At 32.6% G+C, this 19236-nt stretch carries 18 protein-coding genes and 1 tRNA gene; 14 read left to right on the top strand and 5 right to left on the bottom strand.

Going from position 1 to position 19236, the window contains the following annotated elements; translation table 11 throughout:
• Nucleotides 1-186: 186 nt before the first annotated feature.
• Nucleotides 187-552 (bottom strand): nuclear transport factor 2 family protein, encoded by a 366-nt coding sequence (locus tag ACKJXD_RS00255; RefSeq protein WP_430875190.1) that lies wholly within the window; start codon nt 550-552, stop codon nt 187-189.
• Nucleotides 553-1699: 1147 nt separating this feature from the next.
• Here ACKJXD_RS00255 and hcp point away from each other — a divergent pair.
• Nucleotides 1700-3370, top strand: a complete 1671-nt coding sequence (gene hcp / locus ACKJXD_RS00250) for a hydroxylamine reductase (protein ID WP_430875189.1) — start codon at nt 1700-1702, stop codon at nt 3368-3370.
• A 169-nt stretch (nt 3371-3539) separates the two neighbouring features.
• Nucleotides 3540-3956: a nitric oxide-sensing transcriptional repressor NsrR gene (gene nsrR, locus ACKJXD_RS00245; protein WP_220215218.1), complete on the top strand. Its 417-nt coding sequence runs from the start codon at nt 3540-3542 to the stop codon at nt 3954-3956.
• Nucleotides 3957-4006: 50 nt separating this feature from the next.
• Here nsrR and ACKJXD_RS00240 read toward each other — a convergent pair whose 3' ends face one another.
• The gene (locus ACKJXD_RS00240; RefSeq protein ID WP_220215217.1) at nt 4007-4657 is read right to left on the bottom strand and encodes a DUF421 domain-containing protein; all 651 of its coding nucleotides are present in this window, start codon (nt 4655-4657) and stop codon (nt 4007-4009) included.
• Nucleotides 4658-4986: 329 nt separating this feature from the next.
• Here ACKJXD_RS00240 and ACKJXD_RS00235 point away from each other — a divergent pair, with 329 nt between their 5' ends.
• A complete protein-coding gene (locus ACKJXD_RS00235; protein WP_065558216.1) occupies nt 4987-5196 on the top strand; it encodes a hypothetical protein in 210 nt (69 codons plus the stop codon).
• Between the two features lie 234 nt (nt 5197-5430).
• On the opposite strand, the gene ACKJXD_RS00230 is transcribed toward ACKJXD_RS00235, so the two are convergent.
• Nucleotides 5431-5703 carry a DksA/TraR family C4-type zinc finger protein gene (locus ACKJXD_RS00230; RefSeq protein ID WP_220215216.1) on the bottom strand — a complete coding sequence of 91 codons (273 nt, stop codon included), beginning with the start codon at nt 5701-5703 and terminating at the stop codon, nt 5431-5433.
• 99 nt (nt 5704-5802) lie between these two features.
• On the opposite strand from ACKJXD_RS00230, the gene msrA reads away from it, so the two are divergent.
• From msrA to msrB, 3 genes are read left to right on the top strand one after another with little or no spacing between them, the layout of a single operon-like run.
• Entirely contained in the window at nt 5803-6351 is a 549-nt protein-coding gene (msrA, locus tag ACKJXD_RS00225; RefSeq protein WP_430875188.1) for a peptide-methionine (S)-S-oxide reductase MsrA, read from the top strand.
• A 3-nt stretch (nt 6352-6354) separates the two neighbouring features.
• The gene (locus ACKJXD_RS00220) at nt 6355-6879 is read left to right on the top strand and encodes a cytochrome b (RefSeq protein WP_220215214.1); all 525 of its coding nucleotides are present in this window, start codon (nt 6355-6357) and stop codon (nt 6877-6879) included.
• Nucleotides 6880-6912: 33 nt separating this feature from the next.
• Nucleotides 6913-7359 (top strand): peptide-methionine (R)-S-oxide reductase MsrB, encoded by a 447-nt coding sequence (gene msrB / locus ACKJXD_RS00215; RefSeq protein WP_220215213.1) that lies wholly within the window; start codon nt 6913-6915, stop codon nt 7357-7359.
• 64 nt (nt 7360-7423) lie between these two features.
• Here msrB and lptG read toward each other — a convergent pair whose 3' ends face one another.
• Entirely contained in the window at nt 7424-8488 is a 1065-nt protein-coding gene (gene lptG, locus ACKJXD_RS00210) for an LPS export ABC transporter permease LptG (RefSeq protein WP_294829402.1), read from the bottom strand.
• An 11-nt stretch (nt 8489-8499) separates the two neighbouring features.
• Nucleotides 8500-9603, bottom strand: coding sequence for an LPS export ABC transporter permease LptF (lptF, locus tag ACKJXD_RS00205; protein WP_294829399.1), 1104 nt, complete (start codon nt 9601-9603; stop codon nt 8500-8502).
• 142 nt (nt 9604-9745) lie between these two features.
• On the opposite strand from lptF, the gene ACKJXD_RS00200 reads away from it, so the two are divergent.
• The 8 genes from ACKJXD_RS00200 (at nt 9746) to ACKJXD_RS00165 (ending at nt 19232) form a co-directional block, all read left to right on the top strand.
• Nucleotides 9746-11227, top strand: a complete 1482-nt coding sequence (locus ACKJXD_RS00200) for a leucyl aminopeptidase (protein WP_430875187.1) — start codon at nt 9746-9748, stop codon at nt 11225-11227.
• A gap of 18 nt (nt 11228-11245) precedes the next feature.
• Nucleotides 11246-11701, top strand: coding sequence for a DNA polymerase III subunit chi (locus tag ACKJXD_RS00195; protein WP_294829394.1), 456 nt, complete (start codon nt 11246-11248; stop codon nt 11699-11701).
• 289 nt (nt 11702-11990) lie between these two features.
• The gene (locus tag ACKJXD_RS00190) at nt 11991-12836 is read left to right on the top strand and encodes a Rossmann-like and DUF2520 domain-containing protein (protein WP_430875186.1); all 846 of its coding nucleotides are present in this window, start codon (nt 11991-11993) and stop codon (nt 12834-12836) included.
• A 245-nt stretch (nt 12837-13081) separates the two neighbouring features.
• A complete protein-coding gene (locus ACKJXD_RS00185) occupies nt 13082-15940 on the top strand; it encodes a valine--tRNA ligase (RefSeq protein ID WP_430875185.1) in 2859 nt (952 codons plus the stop codon).
• Between the two features lie 279 nt (nt 15941-16219).
• Nucleotides 16220-16295 (top strand) — tRNA-Lys (locus ACKJXD_RS00180).
• Between the two features lie 161 nt (nt 16296-16456).
• A complete protein-coding gene (locus ACKJXD_RS00175; protein ID WP_430875184.1) occupies nt 16457-17683 on the top strand; it encodes an integrase domain-containing protein in 1227 nt (408 codons plus the stop codon).
• Nucleotides 17684-18095: 412 nt separating this feature from the next.
• Nucleotides 18096-18863, top strand: a complete 768-nt coding sequence (locus ACKJXD_RS00170) for a hypothetical protein (RefSeq protein WP_430875183.1) — start codon at nt 18096-18098, stop codon at nt 18861-18863.
• 189 nt (nt 18864-19052) lie between these two features.
• On the top strand, nt 19053-19232 hold the full coding sequence (locus ACKJXD_RS00165; RefSeq protein ID WP_065569266.1) for a helix-turn-helix transcriptional regulator: 180 nt from the start codon (nt 19053-19055) through the stop codon (nt 19230-19232).
• The last annotated feature ends 4 nt before the right edge of the window (nt 19233-19236 follow it).

Raw genomic sequence — 19236 nt, 5'->3', positions numbered from 1 at the left:
TAAAAAAAATGTGTACAGTTTTAATGAATATTTCATAACGAGACGGATGAGATTTTGTAATCTACTATTAATATTGAATTATAAAAGCATGTTTTTTTAATATAGAAAATAGAAAGCTTATGATTGATAGACAACCTTATCATTTTAGGCATCTATTTGATAAGGTTGTTAAAATACCATTTTTATTTAAAAAAGGCTGTTATGGTTAACAGATTTAATTTTTTCAACATGAGATTCTATAACATCCCAATGTTCAACTATCTTATTGCTTTCAACACGATAAATATCGCAAACTTTATTTATGGTTCCGTCTGGCAATGAGCATTTATAAAAAACGTAAACCATATTACCTTCACAGCTAACATTTATAATTTCAATCTTAGGTTCTGTTTTAATGAAGTTTTTAAAAAATTTAATAAAACCAGCTTGACCATCTTCAACCTGGGGATTGTGTTGAATATAATTTTCTGCAATATAAACTGGGATTTTATCTACATTACCATTGATAAACACATCTTTATAATAGTTCTCAACTAACTCTTTGTTTTTCATGTTATAGACCTCTTTTAGGAAGACACAAATTACAGTAAAGTTAATAATTCATAGGAACAGAAGATATTTGGTCTGTAAGTGATTAAAAATGACGATTAGATTATAAGATAAGGTTGCATTTAATTAATACTTCTTTTGTTATATCATCTCTGATTAAAAATGTCACGTATAACAATCAAATTAGTAATTTTCTCTGCCTTAAAAATAAAATAATAAAACTCTATCATCTACCATTAATGATATAAAACCAATTGCTCTTTTTTGATATATATAATTGGTGTATTAATTATTTGCTAATTTCCGGATGGTAAAATTGTCGTGTGGTTAGTGAGTAAGCATTAGACACTATTATGGGAAATGTTGGATATGGTATTTATAAAGATTCTAATGATAATCCTTCAGTCGTCATAAATACCATTTTATAATTTTCTTTTTATTTTCTATATTGAATTAAAATCATTTGGTATAAACCGTAAAAAACTTCTATTTGTTCTAATTAATATTCAAATAAAATTAGTACTAAACTATTACAAGTACTATTTTTGTTAATTAACAAAAATTCCCTTGTTTATTTTAGTGATAACTTTTATTGTATCAGGGTTATTACAATAAAAGGTATAAGGCTAATTTGGTGGTTCTGGAAAGTAATAAAATTTCATTGTTTTTTTCCTTATATTCTGATAACTAATATTAAATTATCTATTGTTTTTATAGTTTTAACATATTTGTTCTGGTGATTGATATTTATCAATTATAGACTATAACTTATTGAAAAATCAGTTAATTCTTGTAAAGAATATTTTAAAATTATTTTTTAAAATAATTTTATTTGTGGTTTGGTAATTAATTGAAAAGTTGTATTTAATCGGCATGTTTTCTCACTCAATCAGTATTCTTAATCTGTTCTCAAATAAATAGTCTTTTTTCTGCCTCTTTTTAACTTCTCATCATATTTTAATTTTGCATCGTATTTATCCACTTTTTTATAGTATTAATATTGGATAAAGTGCTCTTTAGTGAAGATTAAATATTAGATATTTTTAACAATTTTCACAAATTTAAAAATGGTAAATCCTCTTTCTTTTTTTATTTTAAACATGTATTTTATATACCTGTTTTAGTAAGAGGAAAGAAAACAGGAGTAATAATGTTTTGTATTCAATGTGAGCAAACTATAATAAAATCAAATGAAAAAGGGTGTAGTTATTCTAAAGGAATGTGTGGTAAAACAGCGGAAGTCTCTGATCTTCAAGATGTTTTAGTGGCCAGTTTACAAAAGGTTTCGTTTTGGGCTGCAATTTGTCGTAGACATGAAATCGTAGATAGACAAATCGATAGATGGTCTGCACAAACATTTTTTTCAACGTTAACTAATGTGAATTTTGATGCAGATAGAATGTTGGCGTATCTGGAAGAAGCTGATATCTATTCTCAAAAATTAGAACAGCTTGCTAAAGCTGCTGTACTTCAATTTAACGAGCATTTGCCAGCATTAACCTATGTAGCCCAGCTTGATTTTCCCAAATCCAAACAAGAATTATTGGATTTTTCGCATTTAGTTATGTTAAAGCGGGAACAAGACAAAGTGGGTGAGGATGTCATTGGACTGCGCTTATTAGCATTATATGGATTAAAAGGGGCGGCTGCATATATGGAACACGCAGCAGTTTTAGGGCAATTTAACCAAGATATTTACACCGAATATCACCAAATTATGAGTTATCTTGGTGATAACCCATCGGATATTAATAAATTATTTCAATTGTCTATGCAGATAGGACGATTGAATTATAAAGTAATGGGGATGCTTGATGCTGGAGCCACAAATTCATTTGGTGATCCAATCCCGACCAAAGTCAATACAAAACCTGTTGCAGGAAAATGTATTCTTGTGTCTGGTCATGATTTTCATGATTTGCGTTTGATATTAGAGCAGACTCAAGATAAAGGCATAAATGTTTATACGCATGGTGAAATGTTACCAGCTCATGCTTATCCTGAATTAAAAAAATATTCTCATTTAGTTGGAAATTACGGTACAGCTTGGCAAAATCAACAATCAGAATTTGCTAATTTTCCCGGCGCTATTGTCATGACATCTAACTGTATCATTAATCCATTTACTCAAGGCTATGGGCAGCGTATCTTTACCCGAAGCATGGTGGGGTGGCCGGGCGTCACTCATATTGAAACAGATGATTTTAGTCCTGTTATTGAGTGTGCATTGAATCAATCCGGATTTGATTACACTGAATTAGAACATTTTATAACAGTAGGATTTGCACGTAACACTTTGTTAAATGTGGCACCAACGGTTGTCGGACAAGTAAAAGCAGGCAATATTAAGCATTTCTTTTTAATTGGTGGATGTGACGGTAGTAAAAGTGAACGGCATTATTATACTGAAATGGCAAATCAAGTCCCTAAAGATAGCATTATTTTGACGTTAGGTTGTGGTAAATATCGATTTAATATGCAAAATTTTGGCAGCATTAATGGTATTCCACGATTAATTGATATTGGACAATGTAACGATGCTTATTCAGCAGTACAATTAGCGTTGGCGTTGGTTGAAGCTTTTGGATGTGGGGTGAATGAATTACCATTGACATTGGTACTATCATGGTTTGAACAGAAAGCCATCGTTATATTATTGACATTATTATCGCTTGGAATCAAGGGAATTTATGCTGGCCCTTCGATGCCAGAATTTTTAACAGACAATATATTGAATATTTTAAAAGATAAATTTGATTTACGTTTGACAACTCAAGCAAGTAAAGATTTGAATCAAATTCTAAATTATTGCGCAGCTTGAAAAATTAAATTTAACATATCCTCATCTTGTTGATGAGGATAAAACAATGATAATTAGAGAATCTAATTAAATAATAAATTTCAATTAGTCATTAAAAGATAGTTAATATAATCATTGAGATTGCCTATAATGTGAGATGATAAGTTTTTTAAGTTGATAGGAAAAATCTGTGCAATTATCAAGTTTTACCGATTATAGTATACGAGTTCTTCTTTATTTATCCTCTGTAAAAGATGAGCAGTTAGTCAGTATCGCAGATATTAGTAACTATTTTAAAATTTCTAAAAACCATTTAGTTAAAGTAGTTTATAATTTAAGCAAATTAGGTTATGTCGAGACTAAACAAGGAAAAAACGGGGGCATTAAATTAAAAATAGAAAAAAAACAGATCAATATTGGTACTGTGGTTAGGCAAATAGAACCTCTTAATATTCTTAATTGCAGTTTGTCATTTTGTCATATTAGTCCTGCTTGTCGTTTAAAACATTATCTTTCAGATGCTAAGGAAGCATTTTTGAAAGAGCTTGAAAAGTATACGATTGAAGATCTCGTGGATAAAAATGTGCAATTAAATAACTTTAACTAACAGGTTAAATTAGTTAAAGTTAATTAAATTGTTATTTTTTAAAGTAAGTGCTAAGCTGACTTTTCTTCTTTTTTATCATATGGATAAATGATTAATTTGTTATCAAACCACTCTGCACAAAAAATGTCTTCGACTTTTTCATATCCTTGTTTATGAATTTCTTGCATAAGCCAATCTTCATCTTTTTTTAGTTGTTCAAGATTATCTTGACTGATACAGCCATTTTCAATAATCAATTCAGCAATATCTTTTTCACCTTTCTTAATGATGGTTAATGAACCATTTAATTCGTACCAAACTTGTTTTAATTGACTAAATGAGGATATTCCTTGTATGTTCACTAAAGTTTCAAAATCACGTACCGGTAAGTTTGCTTTAGCAAAATTATCGGTTAATAATTTTCCATTTTTAACTAATTGAATTGCTTCACCATCAATGGCATCCCTTAAACGAGAGTTCTTTGATTTTATAAACCGAATTAAAATTAATAACGCTGCCCAAATTGCGACAAGACCTGCTGCTTCCCAGGCTGAAACAGTTGGACTGAGTAAAGCTCCCCCAACCAACGCACCGATTACCATACTACCAACCTGATCTAACTGAGACATCGGGGCAATTTGGCTTTTACCCGATAATTTCACGTAAATAAGTAAAATGATTAACGCAAGTAAAAATTTCGGCGCCATTTGTAGTAAATACATTTCCAACCTCCAAATTATTAAGTTATTTTAACTGGCATTGATCCATGCCTTTTTAGAGAAATAAAAATCTACTTATTTTCATTATTAATTAAAAAATGACGTGATTAAATTTAGTAAGTTTTAATTTAAATAGAATATGGTTAAAAACGTGTTTTTACTTGAAAAGCAGTTTTTATTATATCTGATTTTTGATAAATTTGATGATAAAATTATCAGTCCGATTGTAAATTAATCAAATCTGAACTTGATTTTTTATTGATAGACGTTTATATATAATAGAGATAAGTAATGTGCTTATCACTAACAAACAATTATACGAGGAGCTAATAATGGTACAGAAATTTGCTTCATACGGTAGTGATGTTTCAGCGGGCACCTACAAGTGTGCTGATTGTGGTTATACTTTTTCAAATCAAAGTAAAAAATCCTTGCCTCCATGTCCGGATCATAACAAAAAACCCCATATTAAAAATGGTTGGTATATTGTTTCAGGGCAGGGCGACTCAGTAAAAGATCCTCATCCAGATAAAAAAAAGTAGAAAATCATTGCTAAAATACATTCACATTCTATGTGTTTTGGTTATCAAAAGTATTAAAAAGGAGCGTTGCTTGTTTTTTTACTTTTAAAACTAGCAAAGAACAATTAGTAACGCTCCAAAAATGTATAAATCATTATCTAGGCATTTGTATTGAATCCAACATGTTTTTAATTAAAAGAGTGATTTCAGTTATATATAACAATGAATATAATAATTAAGCAATTAACTGTATCACTAACGAAGTTGGCTATCTTTACTGCCTCGGCGATTATATAAAATTGCCGCTTTAGCAGATTGCTTATCCAGTTCCTGTTGGCAGTTTAAACAATATTGTACGCCAGGTAATGCAAGCTTTCGTGCTTGTGGAATAGGATCTCCGCATTCAACGCAGAAATCAGCACTTTGAGCACCTTGTTTAAGTTGGCGTCTAGCATTTTCGATAGCATCAGCAATGGTGCTTTCAATTTGTTGATTAACGGCATCATCAGATGCCCAACCACTAGCCATATTCGATCCTCCTAAAACTGAGATGGTTAGCTTGTGAAATGGTGATTTTTTAAGCTTTTTCAAGGGGTGTCTTTTAAAATCATTTTATTGGAGATTATTATGCAACAATATGAGCAAGCAACATTTGCCGGCGGTTGTTTTTGGTGTATGGTCAAGCCGTTTGATCAATACGAGGGTGTTATTAGTGTGGTATCGGGTTATACCGGTGGACATGTATCAAATCCAACCTATGAACAAGTTTGTCAAGGTGATACTGGGCATACTGAAGCTGTTCAAATCACTTTTGATCCTAAAAAAATCAGTTATAAAAAGTTATTGGATATTTTTTGGCAGCAAATTGATCCTACGGATCAAAATGGTCAATTTGCAGACCGAGGGGATTCATATCGCCCAGTTATTTTTTATCATAATGAATTTCAGCACAATTTAGCATTAGAATCGAAAAAAGAATTAGAGGCAAGTAGTCGTTTTACTCACCCTATTCGGGTCGCTATCGAACCGGCTGTCGCTTTTTATCCGGCTGAAGAGTATCATCAAGATTTTTATAAAAAACAATCACAACACTATAATCGTTATTATCAATTATCTGGTCGTTCTGCTTTTTTGTCTCAGCATTGGCAAGATAAATCTAAACTTAAAAGTGAGTAAGTTATGCAAGATTACCCTCAGTATCGTAGTCAACAAAAAATAATACATTGGCTATCAGCAGTAGTCGTTATATTAGCGTTTTTAATAATTATGTTTAAAATCATCTTATCCCAATTTTTGGGAGGGATGCCGAATATATATCTGTTACATAAATCAATCGGCGTTTTGGTTTTTATTTTAACGATATGGCGTATTAAAGTGATTATACAATATGGCATCCCAGATGTTTTAGATAAACATCAAAGATTGCAACGGATTTTATCAAAATCTACTCAAGGGTTTATCTATATTTTTCTTTTAATTGTTCCACTTTCTGGTTATTTGATGAGTAGCCGTCCGCTCAATTTTTTTGGTATGATTTCCATTCCTGCTATAAACGTACCAAATGAGTTTTATCAGTTTTTTCATACAACACATTTAGTCAGTTCATATTTGTTAGCTATATTAATTATGCTTCATGTCATTGGGGCTCTATATCATTACTTTTGGGTTAAAGATAAAGTCCTTCAATCGATGCTAATAAAATAACACTTTATTAATTTTAAAAAGACTAGGTGAATTATGAATAAATTAATCAAAGAAAAAGCAATATCAGCATTAACACCAATGCAATATCATGTAACTCAGCAAAATGGGACAGAACCTCCTTTTGAAAATGAATTTAATGATAATCATGAAGAAGGTTTATATGTTGATATCGTGTCAGGGGAACCGCTGTTTAGTTCGTTAGATAAATTTGATTCCGGATGTGGTTGGCCTAGTTTTGCTAAACCCATTGACGCTAAAAACATTTTAGAAAAAAACGATAATAGTCATGGTATGCAACGTACTGAAGTTCGTTCTATCAAAGCAGACTCACATTTAGGTCATGTCTTTAATGATGGGCCAAAAGTATTAGGAGGATTACGTTATTGCATAAATTCTGCAGCTTTACGTTTTATTCCTACTAACAAACTTGAAGCAGCTGGGTATGGGCAATATTTGAAGTTGTTTAAGAAAAATAGATAAAATAGATCCTATTATCGATAATTGATAATAGGATTTATTCTTTATTCATTATGAATGGTATATGTTAGTTCTGTCTTCTAAATAATACGTAACTAATCATCAAAAAGACAAAGCTTGTTAATAGTGAACCTATGATAGGATAAATACCAATAACAATACTGATTTGAGCAAATAGATTGTCAGCTATATAGAACAGGAAACCAAAACTAATTCCAATGATAACTCTTACTCCCATTGACACACTTCGAAGCGGACCAAAAATAAAAGAAAGTGCCAGTAACATCATTACAGCTACCGAAATTGGTTTAATGATTTTTTTCCAAAAAAGTAAATCATAATATTTGGTATCTTGCCCCGAACTTTTAAGGTATTGTGAATATTTATAAAGCCCTGTAGCAGAGAGAGAATCAGGATCAAAGGCAACAATACTTAGTTTATCTGGTGCGATATTAGTTTTCCAGTCCATTGTTAACATATTTGACCCTGTCACTTTTATAGGATCTGTTAAATCATTCTTCTCTACTTGAGATAATGTCCATTTGTTATTATTAAAAGAACCATACTCAGCATGAGTAATTGATAATAATTTGTTATTATCTGTTTCATAGATAGTGATATTTGAAATCGAATTATCATCATTTATGTGACCGATGAAGATATAATTGTTGCCATCTTTAGCCCATAAACCACCTTGCTCAGCCATTAGTGAATTACCATATAGTTTTTCTGAACGCATATTACGTGCGGTTTGTTCACTTTTAGGTGCGACCCATTCTCCTATTGCCATAGTAACAATAACTAGCGGAATTGCTGTTTTCATTACTGCTTTTGCAATTTTAAAACGGCTAAACCCAGATGTTTCCATTACAATAAGTTCACTTCTTGATGCTAATAAACCAAGCCCAATTAGCGCTCCCAATAGCACAGCCATCGGTAAAAAGGTTTCAAGATCTTTGGGGGTCATTAATGCAGTATAAAGACCTATTGAGAAAGCATCATAATCACCTTTTATTTTACGTAATTGATCTATAAACCGTATAATCCCTGAAAGACTAATTAATAAAAATAAGCTGATACCAATGGTGCTTAAAATTGTTTTACCAATATAGCGGTCTAAAATCGAAAACACGTTTTTCTCCTTTATGATGCCACATATTTTAATCGAAGTTTACGCATAAATAGGCTATCCCAAAAATTCAAAATAATTGCAACTATAAAATAAACTATATTGATTAAATAAAACCATATTTCTGCATCTAAACGCTCTTTTCCTGCGTTAGCTTTTACAGAACTTGCTAATAAAAAATAAGCTAAATAAAGAAGTAATGCAGGTAATATTTGCGCAAGTCTACCTTGTCTTGGGTTAGATACACTTAACGGAATCACTAAAAAAGCCATTAATGGAACTGAAATTATTAATGTTAACCGCCAATAAAATTCAGCTTTAGTTTTGGCTGTATTGTGATGATATAACTCCAATATACCTAGTTGCTGAACATCAATTTTATCATCATCATTGTTCATTTCTAATTCTTTAGGTTTAATAATTCCTAAATAATTATGAAAATTTGAAATGCGAAAATCTTTTAGATTAGCCGTTCCTTCATAACGATTTGCATTTTCCAACGTAATAATTTGATTACCTTCTTTATCGTGTCCTGTTTTCCCTTTGTTAGCAATAATTATAGATGGTCGCTCATTATTTCTAGTATTCACTTTGGCAATAAAGACATTGTCTAAGTTATTATTATTAACATTACCAATATAAATAACTGAATTTCCATCCGGTGTTTGTTGAAATTGACCAGATAATAAACCAGCTAAACTGGGATTTAATTTTGCATTTTCAATTAATTGATCTTGCTTGATACTTGACCAGGGACCAAACCAAATAGTGTTAAATAAGCTTAATGAACACGTAAAAATACAAAGTAAAAAAACAACTTGGTAGGTGACATTTTTTTTCACCCCACAGGCATGCATAGCAACCATTTCACTGTCAGAATATAAGCGACCAAATGTAACAAGCACACCTAAAAAAAGGCTTAGTGGTAAAATCAGATCGGCCATATTTGAAATGCCCAAGACTAACAGGGGCATGATTAAGTCACGAGGAATATTTCCTTCAATCGCACTCGACAAAATTTTAATTAATTTTTGAGAAAAGAAAATAAGGAGCAGAATAAATAAAATTGCACCTTGTGTTTTCAATGTCTCTTTAACTAAATATCGACGAATTATCACATTTTACCTATATAAAATTAAACGTTTTTAAGATCTAAGTATTATAAACTGAAATAACGATAATTAGTTATCTTTTTGTTGCTATCCCATGATGAATCGATAGAATAATACTATTCACATTATCTTTTACAAGAGAAACATTATGGAATTCTTAATTAAAAATAGTCATACCTTAGCTAATCAAAAAACAGAATGTTTAATTATTTCAATAGATTCTGGCAAAAAACAATCTGAATTTGTTAATGAAATCGATCAATTGACCAATGGCATGATTAGTCAACTCATTAAAAGTGGTGATGTGAGTGGTGAACTTGGAAAAACGACATTATTGTATCCTTGTATAAATGGTTTAAAACAAAAGTTATTATTGGTTGGCTGTGGCAAATGTAAAGATTTTGATTTTTCTAAAGCCAAAAAAATGATTCAAAATGTGGTAAAAGAGTTAGTTGCTAAAAATATTAAGAGTATCACTTGGGATTTACTAACAGTCAATAATACCTATAGTTTAATGATTGCGAAACAATTACCTCAAATTGTGAACGATACAACTTATCACTTTGATCTATTCAAAACTGAGAAAGCACCTAAACCAAATCTAACGAAAATTAATTTGATTTATTGTGATAAAAAACAAACTCAATCAATGAGTTGTAATCTTCAGCAAGGTAAAATTATTGCCGATGCTATCTTGGCTACTAAGACACTGGCTAACATGCCTTCAAATATCTGTAATGCACAATATTTAGCAGAAAAAGGTAAATTGCTCGATAAAACGTATGGATCATTAAAAACGACATGTTTAGGTGAAAAAGAGCTCGCTAAATTAAATATGAATGCTTACTTAGCAGTAGGAAGAGGTTCACAGAATGAATCGATTATGACTGTTATTGAATATAAAGGCGCGAAAGATAAAAAAGCTCAACCTATTGTTTTAGTCGGTAAAGGATTAACTTTTGATTCTGGTGGTTTGTCAATTAAACCAGCTGCAAGTATGGATGAAATGAAGTATGACATGTGTGGCGCAGCTACCGTTTATGGCGTAATGCAAGCTGTAGCAGAATTAAATTTACCAATTAATGTGGTTGGTGTTATGGCTGGATGTGAAAATATGCCCGATGGTAATGCTTATCGTCCTGGTGATATTTTAACGACAATGTCAGGAACAACAGTTGAAGTGATTAATACTGATGCGGAAGGTCGTTTAGTTTTGTGTGATACACTAACTTATGTGGAGCGTTTTAATCCAAAAGCGGTGATTGATATTGCAACGCTAACTGGCGCATGTATTGTGGCTTTAGGACATCATTATACGGGCGTTATGGGAAATGATGAAAAGTTAGTATCACAATTAGTGCATGCATCTAATAAAGCGGATGATAAAGCTTGGGCTTTACCAATGGATAATGATTTCCAAGATCAGATTAAATCAACCTGTGCCGATATTGTCAATGCTGGTGGGCGTGATGGTGGTACGATTACAGCGGCATGTTTCTTGTCTCGCTTTACTCAAAAATACCATTGGGCACATTTAGATATTGCGGGTACAGCATGGAAATCAGGTGCAAACAAAGGTGCGACAGGGCGACCAGTTGCTATGTTGATTCAATATTTATTAGATCAATAAGACGGCATTACTATTTTTATGAAAAAAGTGATTTTCTATCTGTTAGAAAACCAAACAGAAGCAAGCGAAACAGGCATATTGTTTTATGAAAAACTCGCTTGCCAAAAAATTGTCGAGGCATGGCAAGCAAAACAAAGAGTGCTGGTTGCTTGCCAAGATCAAGTTCAAGCTGAACGTATCGATGAATACCTTTGGCAACTGGATACCGATAATTTTGTTCCTCATAATTTAGTCGGCGAAGGAATGAAAGGGGGATCGCCTGTTGAAATCTGCTGGCCTCAAAAACGCAGTAGTGGTAATCGCCAATTATTGATTAATTTGCAGGAACAATTCCCTGAATTTTCGGGTGTATATCGAGATATTATTGATTTTGTACCCGTTGATGAGCGATTAAAAACCCTTGCAAGAATGAGATATAAATCCTACAAAGATGCTGGCTTTAATTTAAAAACTATTCCAGTTATGTGTGAATAAATTATCTTTATACAAAAAGGCAAGAAGTAATAAGCCAAATGGAATTTTTTAATTTTTCAACAATAAACATTTACTGCGCTTATTGCCTTTTGCCATTTTGTTTCAATAAATACATGAAAATTGATCTGACTATTTTAATCAATTACTTGCTCCCTAAATTTTCCTGATGATAGCTTGATTGTCAAGCTATAACGTTAATATTGCATGAATAATAACCTTAATGGCAAATAAAGATATTTAATTGAATATTAGACAAGTTAAGATATAATACCTTAATTTTTAAATATTTATGTATGTAATGATTATTGGTTTTATTGGAGCTGGTAAAGTAGGTTGTACATTAGCTAAATACTTTTCCTTATGTGGTATGACGATCGCTGGTTTTTATAGTCGAACATATGAGCATGCCAAAATCGCAAGTGAATTTACCCAAACTCAAGCTTTTCGGACGTTATCTGAATTAGTTAGTCATTGTGAGTGTATTTTTATTACGACAGCTGAACAACAAGTCTTAATGTTATGGGATGAATTATGTCAGTTGCCAATTCAAAATAAATGGATAGGACATTGTAGTGGGCTCTTAACCTCGCATATTTTCAATAAAAATAAAATTGTTCATCCCTATGCATTTTCGTTGCATCCATTATACGCCATCTATGATAGATTCGATTGCTATACAGCAATGTCTGGTGTTTCTTTTACACTTGAAACGCATAAGAATAATTTAAGTAAATTACACTCTTTTTTCACACCGTTAAAAAATCCTATTGCTTTTTTACCAGCACAAAAAAAACCGCTTTATCATGCAGCTTGCGTGATGTTAAGTAATCAAATTATTGCTTTGGTCGAAATAGGTGTTGAATTACTTTATCAGTGTGGACTTGATGAAAAATTCAGTGAGCAAGCTTGGCACCCATTGTTTTTGAGCAATGCAAAAAATATCTATCGAAAAGGAATTATTGATGCATTAACAGGCCCTGTTGAACGTGGAGATATCAAAACTATCAATCAATATTTGACGATAATGCCAGATGAACTAAAACCAATTTATCAACAATTATCCACAATTTTAATAAATATAAGCCGTAAAAAACATTCAAATAGAGATTGTAAACAATTAGAACTAGAGCTGTAGTAATCTTAAAATATTGTTTTGACTCAGCATAAGTTCTGCTAAAAACTATCCTAATAATATTTCCAATATGAAGTCATTTTATCTGTTTTTTGAATAAAATAGTTTAAATTTAATATTGTGTTTTGATAAAAAATCTAATTGTGGATTAAATCCACCTGACAACATGTCATGACAATTTATTGTTTATCTATTTTATAGTAGAATAATTCCATTTTTATGCCTTGAATTAGGATTAATGCATTTATATGAAAAATTCGACTTATAATCCACAAGAAATCGAACAACCCATTTACCAACATTGGGAACAGAGCGGTTATTTTAAACCCAACGGTGACAAATCCCAGCCTAGCTATTGCATAGCGATTCCACCACCTAATGTGACAGGTAGTTTACATATGGGACATGCGTTCCAACAAACGATTATGGATGCGTTGATTCGGTATCATCGTATGCAAGGTCATAACACATTATGGCAATCTGGTACTGACCATGCCGGTATTGCAACGCAAATGGTGGTAGAGCGTAAAATCGCAGCCGAAGAAAGTAAAACCCGTCATGATTATGGTCGTGAAGCTTTTATTGAAAAAATTTGGCAATGGAAAGCCGAATCTGGGGGAAGCATTACTAAGCAAATGCGTCGTTTGGGTGATTCGGTTGATTGGGATCGTGAGCGTTTTACCATGGATGAAGGTTTATCTAATGCCGTTAAAGAGGTATTTGTAAGGCTTTATCAAGAGGATTTAATTTATCGTGGTAAACGTTTAGTAAACTGGGATCCGAAGTTACGTACAGCTATTTCTGATTTAGAAGTTGAAAATCGTGAAGTAAAAGGGTCTATGTGGCATTTGCGTTATCCCTTAGCTGACGGCGCAAAAACTGCTGATGGCAAAGACTATTTAGTGGTTGCAACTACTCGCCCCGAAACGCTATTTGGGGATACCGGTGTGGCTGTTAATCCTGAAGATCCGCGTTACAAAGATTTAATTGGTCACTATGTGATATTGCCTTTTGTTAACCGTCGTATTCCGATTGTTGGCGATGGACATGCTGATATGACCAAAGGTACCGGTTGTGTAAAAATTACACCTGCGCATGATTTCAATGACTACGAAGTCGGTCGTCGACATCAATTACCGATGATCAACATTTTTACATTTGACGGTGATATTCGTGCACAAGCTGAAGTTTTTGATACCAATGGTGAAGCAAGTGATATCTATTCAACTGATATTCCGTCTGAGTTCCAAAATTTAGAGCGTTTTGCAGCACGCAAAGCGGTCATTGCTGCATGTGAAGCTCAAGCTATTTTAGAAAAAATCGAACCGCATGATTTAACCATTCCTTATGGTGATCGTGGTGGAGTTGTGATCGAACCAATGTTAACTGACCAATGGTATGTTCGAGCTAAAGTGTTAGCTGAGCCAGCTATTGATGCGGTGAAAAATGGCGATATTCAATTTGTACCAAAACAGTACGAAAACATGTACTTTTCTTGGATGAATGATATTCAAGATTGGTGTATTTCACGTCAATTATGGTGGGGACATCGTATTCCTGCTTGGTATGATGAGCAAGGTCGTGTTTATGTTGGACGAGATGAAGCTGAAGTTCGACGTGAAAATAATTTATCTGACGATATTATTTTATCTCAAGATGAAGATGTACTTGATACGTGGTTTTCATCTGCGCTTTGGACATTCTCAACGTTAGGTTGGCCAGAAAATACGGATGATTTAGCAACTTTTCATCCAACGAATGTTTTAGTTACAGGCTTTGATATCATCTTCTTCTGGGTAGCTAGAATGATCATGATGACCATGCACTTTATTAAAGATAAAGATGGCAAACCTCAAGTTCCGTTTAAAACAGTCTATGTGACTGGCTTGATTCGTGATGAAGAAGGGCAAAAAATGTCTAAATCTAAAGGAAATGTTATCGATCCTTTAGATATGATTGATGGGATATCACTTGCTGATTTACTCGAAAAACGTACTGGTAATATGATGCAACCTCAATTGGCTGAAAAAATAGCCAAACGTACGGAAAAACAGTTTCCAAACGGGATAGAAGCACATGGTACTGATGCATTACGCTTTACTTTAGCGGCGCTTGCATCAACTGGGCGAGATATCAATTGGGATTTAAAACGTTTAGAAGGTTATCGTAACTTCTGTAATAAACTTTGGAATGCTAGCCGTTATGTGCTAATGAACACCGAAGCACATGATTGTGGTTTCAAAGGTGGCGATCTGGCTTATTCTTTAGCGGATAAATGGATACTAGCTGAATTTAACCAAACCGTAAAATCTTATCGTGAAGCTTTTGATACTTATCGATTTGATTTAGCTGCTAATATTTTATATGAATTTACGTGGAATCAGTTCTGTGACTGGTATTTAGAATTGACTAAATCAGTATTAGCCAATGGTGGACAATCCGAACAACGTGCTGCCCGTCATACCTTAGTCACCGTTCTTGAGGCATTATTACGACTTGCACATCCAATTATTCCTTTTATTACAGAAGAGATTTGGCAAAGTGTCAAACCGTTAATGGCGATTAAAGCCGATACCATTATGTTACAGCCGATGCCTGCATTTGACAGCAAGCTTACTGATGACCAAGCCGTTGCGGATATTAACTGGATTAAAGATGTGGTTATTGCTGTTCGAAATATTCGTGCTGAGATGAATATTGCACCAAGTAAACCATTGCAACTATTGATTCGTAAAGCTTCGCCTACAGTTCATCGAATCATCAGTGATAATATCAATTTCATTGAATCGTTAGCCAGATTATCCGAAATTGTCTTATTAGATGAGGGTGAAACGGGGCCATTGTCAGTAACTAAATTGGTGGATGGTGCTGAGCTATTAATGCCAATGGCTGGCTTAATTAATAAAGACGATGAATTAGCGCGTCTTGAAAAAGAGATAGCCCGTATTGACGGTGAAATAGCCCGTATTACCGGTAAATTATCGAATGCCAGTTTTGTAGATAAAGCACCGGCAGCAGTCGTTGCCAAAGAGAAAGAAAAACAACAAGGCTATATTGATGATAAAACCAAGTTGCAAGAACAATATCTTGCGATTAAAAATTTATAGTCTTGCCAATAAAATCTCTCGCTAAATTAGCGAGAGATTTTTTACCTTGCTACATAACTGCTTATCGATGATATCTGAAATTGTATGTTAACTGATAGCTATCAAGGTTAATAAAGTACTACCACTATAAAATGATACATCGTGTATGTGCAATTAGACCATGAGCCGTTAAGGTAAGAAATGATATATTAAGATTAATATCAATGTTTTACAAAAAAAATTTGTATAGCTAATTTGCTTTTGAATTAAGTTTACTATATACTTCGAAAATACTTTTATGGGTTGTTAGCTCAGTCGGTAGAGCAGTTGACTCTTAATCAATTGGTCGCGGGTTCGATCCCCTCACAACCCACCATTCCTTAATTCATCCAAATTCAAAAACGTTCAAAAAACCTTTATATAACAAGCTTTCTAGCTAATTTACTGTTTAACTAAGTTCAAGAAGATTTAGCGAAATTCAAACTTTTATGTTATATATTATGTTATACGCTCAAATATAACTTAAATTCGTATAACATGGTCAAGATTATAAAACCTCTAAACGATACTCAAATCAAGTCAGCCAAGCCAAAGGAAAAGGATTTTACTTTATCAGATGGCAATGGTTTATATTTATTAGTTAAGTCTAATGGCTCTAAAATTTGGCGATTTAATTATATGAGTCCTGATTCAAAAAAACGTACATTAGTTAGTTTTGGAAGTTATCCAGAAATCACATTACTTAACGCAAGACAAAAAAGAGATGAATATCGTTCTTTGGTATCTCAAGGAGTAGATCCACAACAGCATAAACAATCTATACAAATCCAAACAAAAAAAGAGAAAGATAATACATTTTATAAAGTGGCTGAAAGATGGCTTGAACAACAGAACTCAAGAGATATCACTAGTGGAACAATTAGGCGAATAAAAAATTCATTTGTTAATTATATTTATCCTATCCTTGGCGATATACCCGTCTCACAGCTAAAGGCAAAAGATTTTATTGAAGCTTTAAAGCCTCTTGAATGTGCCGGTAAACTAGATACAGTTAAGAGGATATCACAGCGAATTAATAGAGTAATGACTTATGCTGTTAACAATGATCTGATTGAATATAATCCAACGGGTAAAATAGGGGCTGTGTTTAAAGTTGCCCATAAGCAAAATATGCCCTCGTTACCACCGTCAGAGTTACCAAGAATTATGAAAGCTATTTCGTTGGCTAGTATTGAATTACAAACAAGATGCTTGATTGAGTGGCAACTACTTACCATAACAAGACCAATTGAGGCAGTATCTGCATTATGGAGCGAAATAGACCTAAAAAATGAATTATGGACGATACCTGCAGAGAAAATGAAAATGAGAAGAGATCATACTATTCCACTAAATAAACAGGCAATAAAGATAATTGAGATAATGAAGCCTATTAGCGGTCATGGTGAATATGTCTTTCCAACATTAAAAGCACCTTTCAATAAACATATGAATAAAGAAACAGTCAATACAGCATTAAAACGAATGGGCTTTAAAGGTGAGTTAGTTGCTCATGGCTTTAGGTCATTAGCATCTACAGCATTAAATGAACATGGCTTTGATTATGATTTGATTGAAGTCTCACTTGCCCACGTCGATAGGAATGCAGTAAGAGCAATTTACAATAGAGCAACCTACCTAGATAAACGTAGAGATATGATGCAATGGTGGGGTGATTTCGTAGAGCAAGCTAGCCAAGGAAATATATCCTTGTCAGGTAGTTAATATTAAAACTATAAATTTAATTTTGTCATATTCACATATTTAAGCCAGTCAATTAGACTGGTTTTTTAGTGTCTCTTATATAAGAATTACTTTATATATATTTTTAATAACACTAACAACACTAATAACATAATATAATTGATTTATATATATTTTTTTAAGTGTTATGAAAAGATAATAATAACATATATAACATAAAATTATGTCATTAAATTGATTCCAAATTCGTGCAGTTTCCTAAATGAGATCCTTTCCTTTGGCTAGCTAAATTTCAGTAAATAGTGGTATTTAAATAAGTGTTTTTTTATACAGTATTGGTATAATATAAATATTACGCCTAGGCTGATCACCGAATATCCGTAACCCTAACGGACTGGCGTAATCATTTCATAGGGGATTGTTTGGGGGAACAATGGCTAATTTATTTGATCTTCGGGATAAGCTAACATTTGATGAATCATTAAGATATTTCAGTGATGCTGGATTTACTCTTAATGCTCAAGAACTTTTTCATTTTGTTTTAGAGAAAAAAATACAATTAAAGATATTTTCCTATACTAGAAACACTCAATTTACTATTAGCTCCATTCAACTCTTGCTAAGAAAACAACCGTACTGGTGTATGCCAGAGGATGGGTCTTTTGGGTTTATTATTTATGTAGACACCGAGAGGTTAAGGCTAACTAAGTATATAGTAAATAGGAATGAATATGGAGATCGCCCTATATCACAGTGTATGTGGGATGCAACAGATTATTATGTTGGTTTTTTAACTGAAGATATTAGAAGTCTTTTAGAACAAGCCCTAAAAATTAGTGAAAAGGCACAATCAATACCAGATCTAACTGGTTCTATAAAAAATAATTATGGTGATATTAATAAGTTTTTATGTCAAACCAAAGAAAATAGCGAAGAAATAAGCAAAAAAGCAGGTAGGCCTGCAAATAAATATAAGTCTGAGGTAATTAGGATTGCACAATTAAATAGAAAGCAAACACCTGAGATAGGACTATTTCAATTAAGGGACGAAATATTAAACTATTTATATAAAGAATATTCAAACGACACCAGCAACATACCTTCATTAGATACGGTATACGGCTATTTATCAAAGGCTGGACTAAAAGGAAACCGCCCAGATCAAAATGGAACTATTCCAGATTTCAAATTATTAACTTAGAATATAGGTTTAATAGCTGTCCTAAAAACATTAAAAACCATTTTTTAAAAAACAATAAAATCAAGTAATTAGCTGTAATAAAAATAATTTTAACTATGGTTAAAATATTTTCATACACTTACACTGCAGAAAAAACAGATAGATAATCACCTCGTTAGTTAAACACAAACGAACTTTATGAGGTAAGAAATGCAGTTAAATACTCCAAAATACTATTCCCTTGATGAACTAGCATTAATCTTAGGCTGTGCTAAGAATACATTACGTTATGATCCAAATTTTCCCAAAGGTATTAAAGTTGGCAAACGTCGAGTAGTTTACGACATGGCCGAAGTTAAAACCTACTTAGAAAGCAACCGAGTACAGTAAGGGG

The sequence above is a fragment of the Gilliamella sp. G0441 genome (assembly GCF_050589305.1).
GTDB lineage: Bacteria > Pseudomonadota > Gammaproteobacteria > Enterobacterales > Orbaceae > Gilliamella.
Note: the sequence above shows the minus strand (reverse complement) of the source record. Positions and strands in the feature narration are given on the sequence as shown.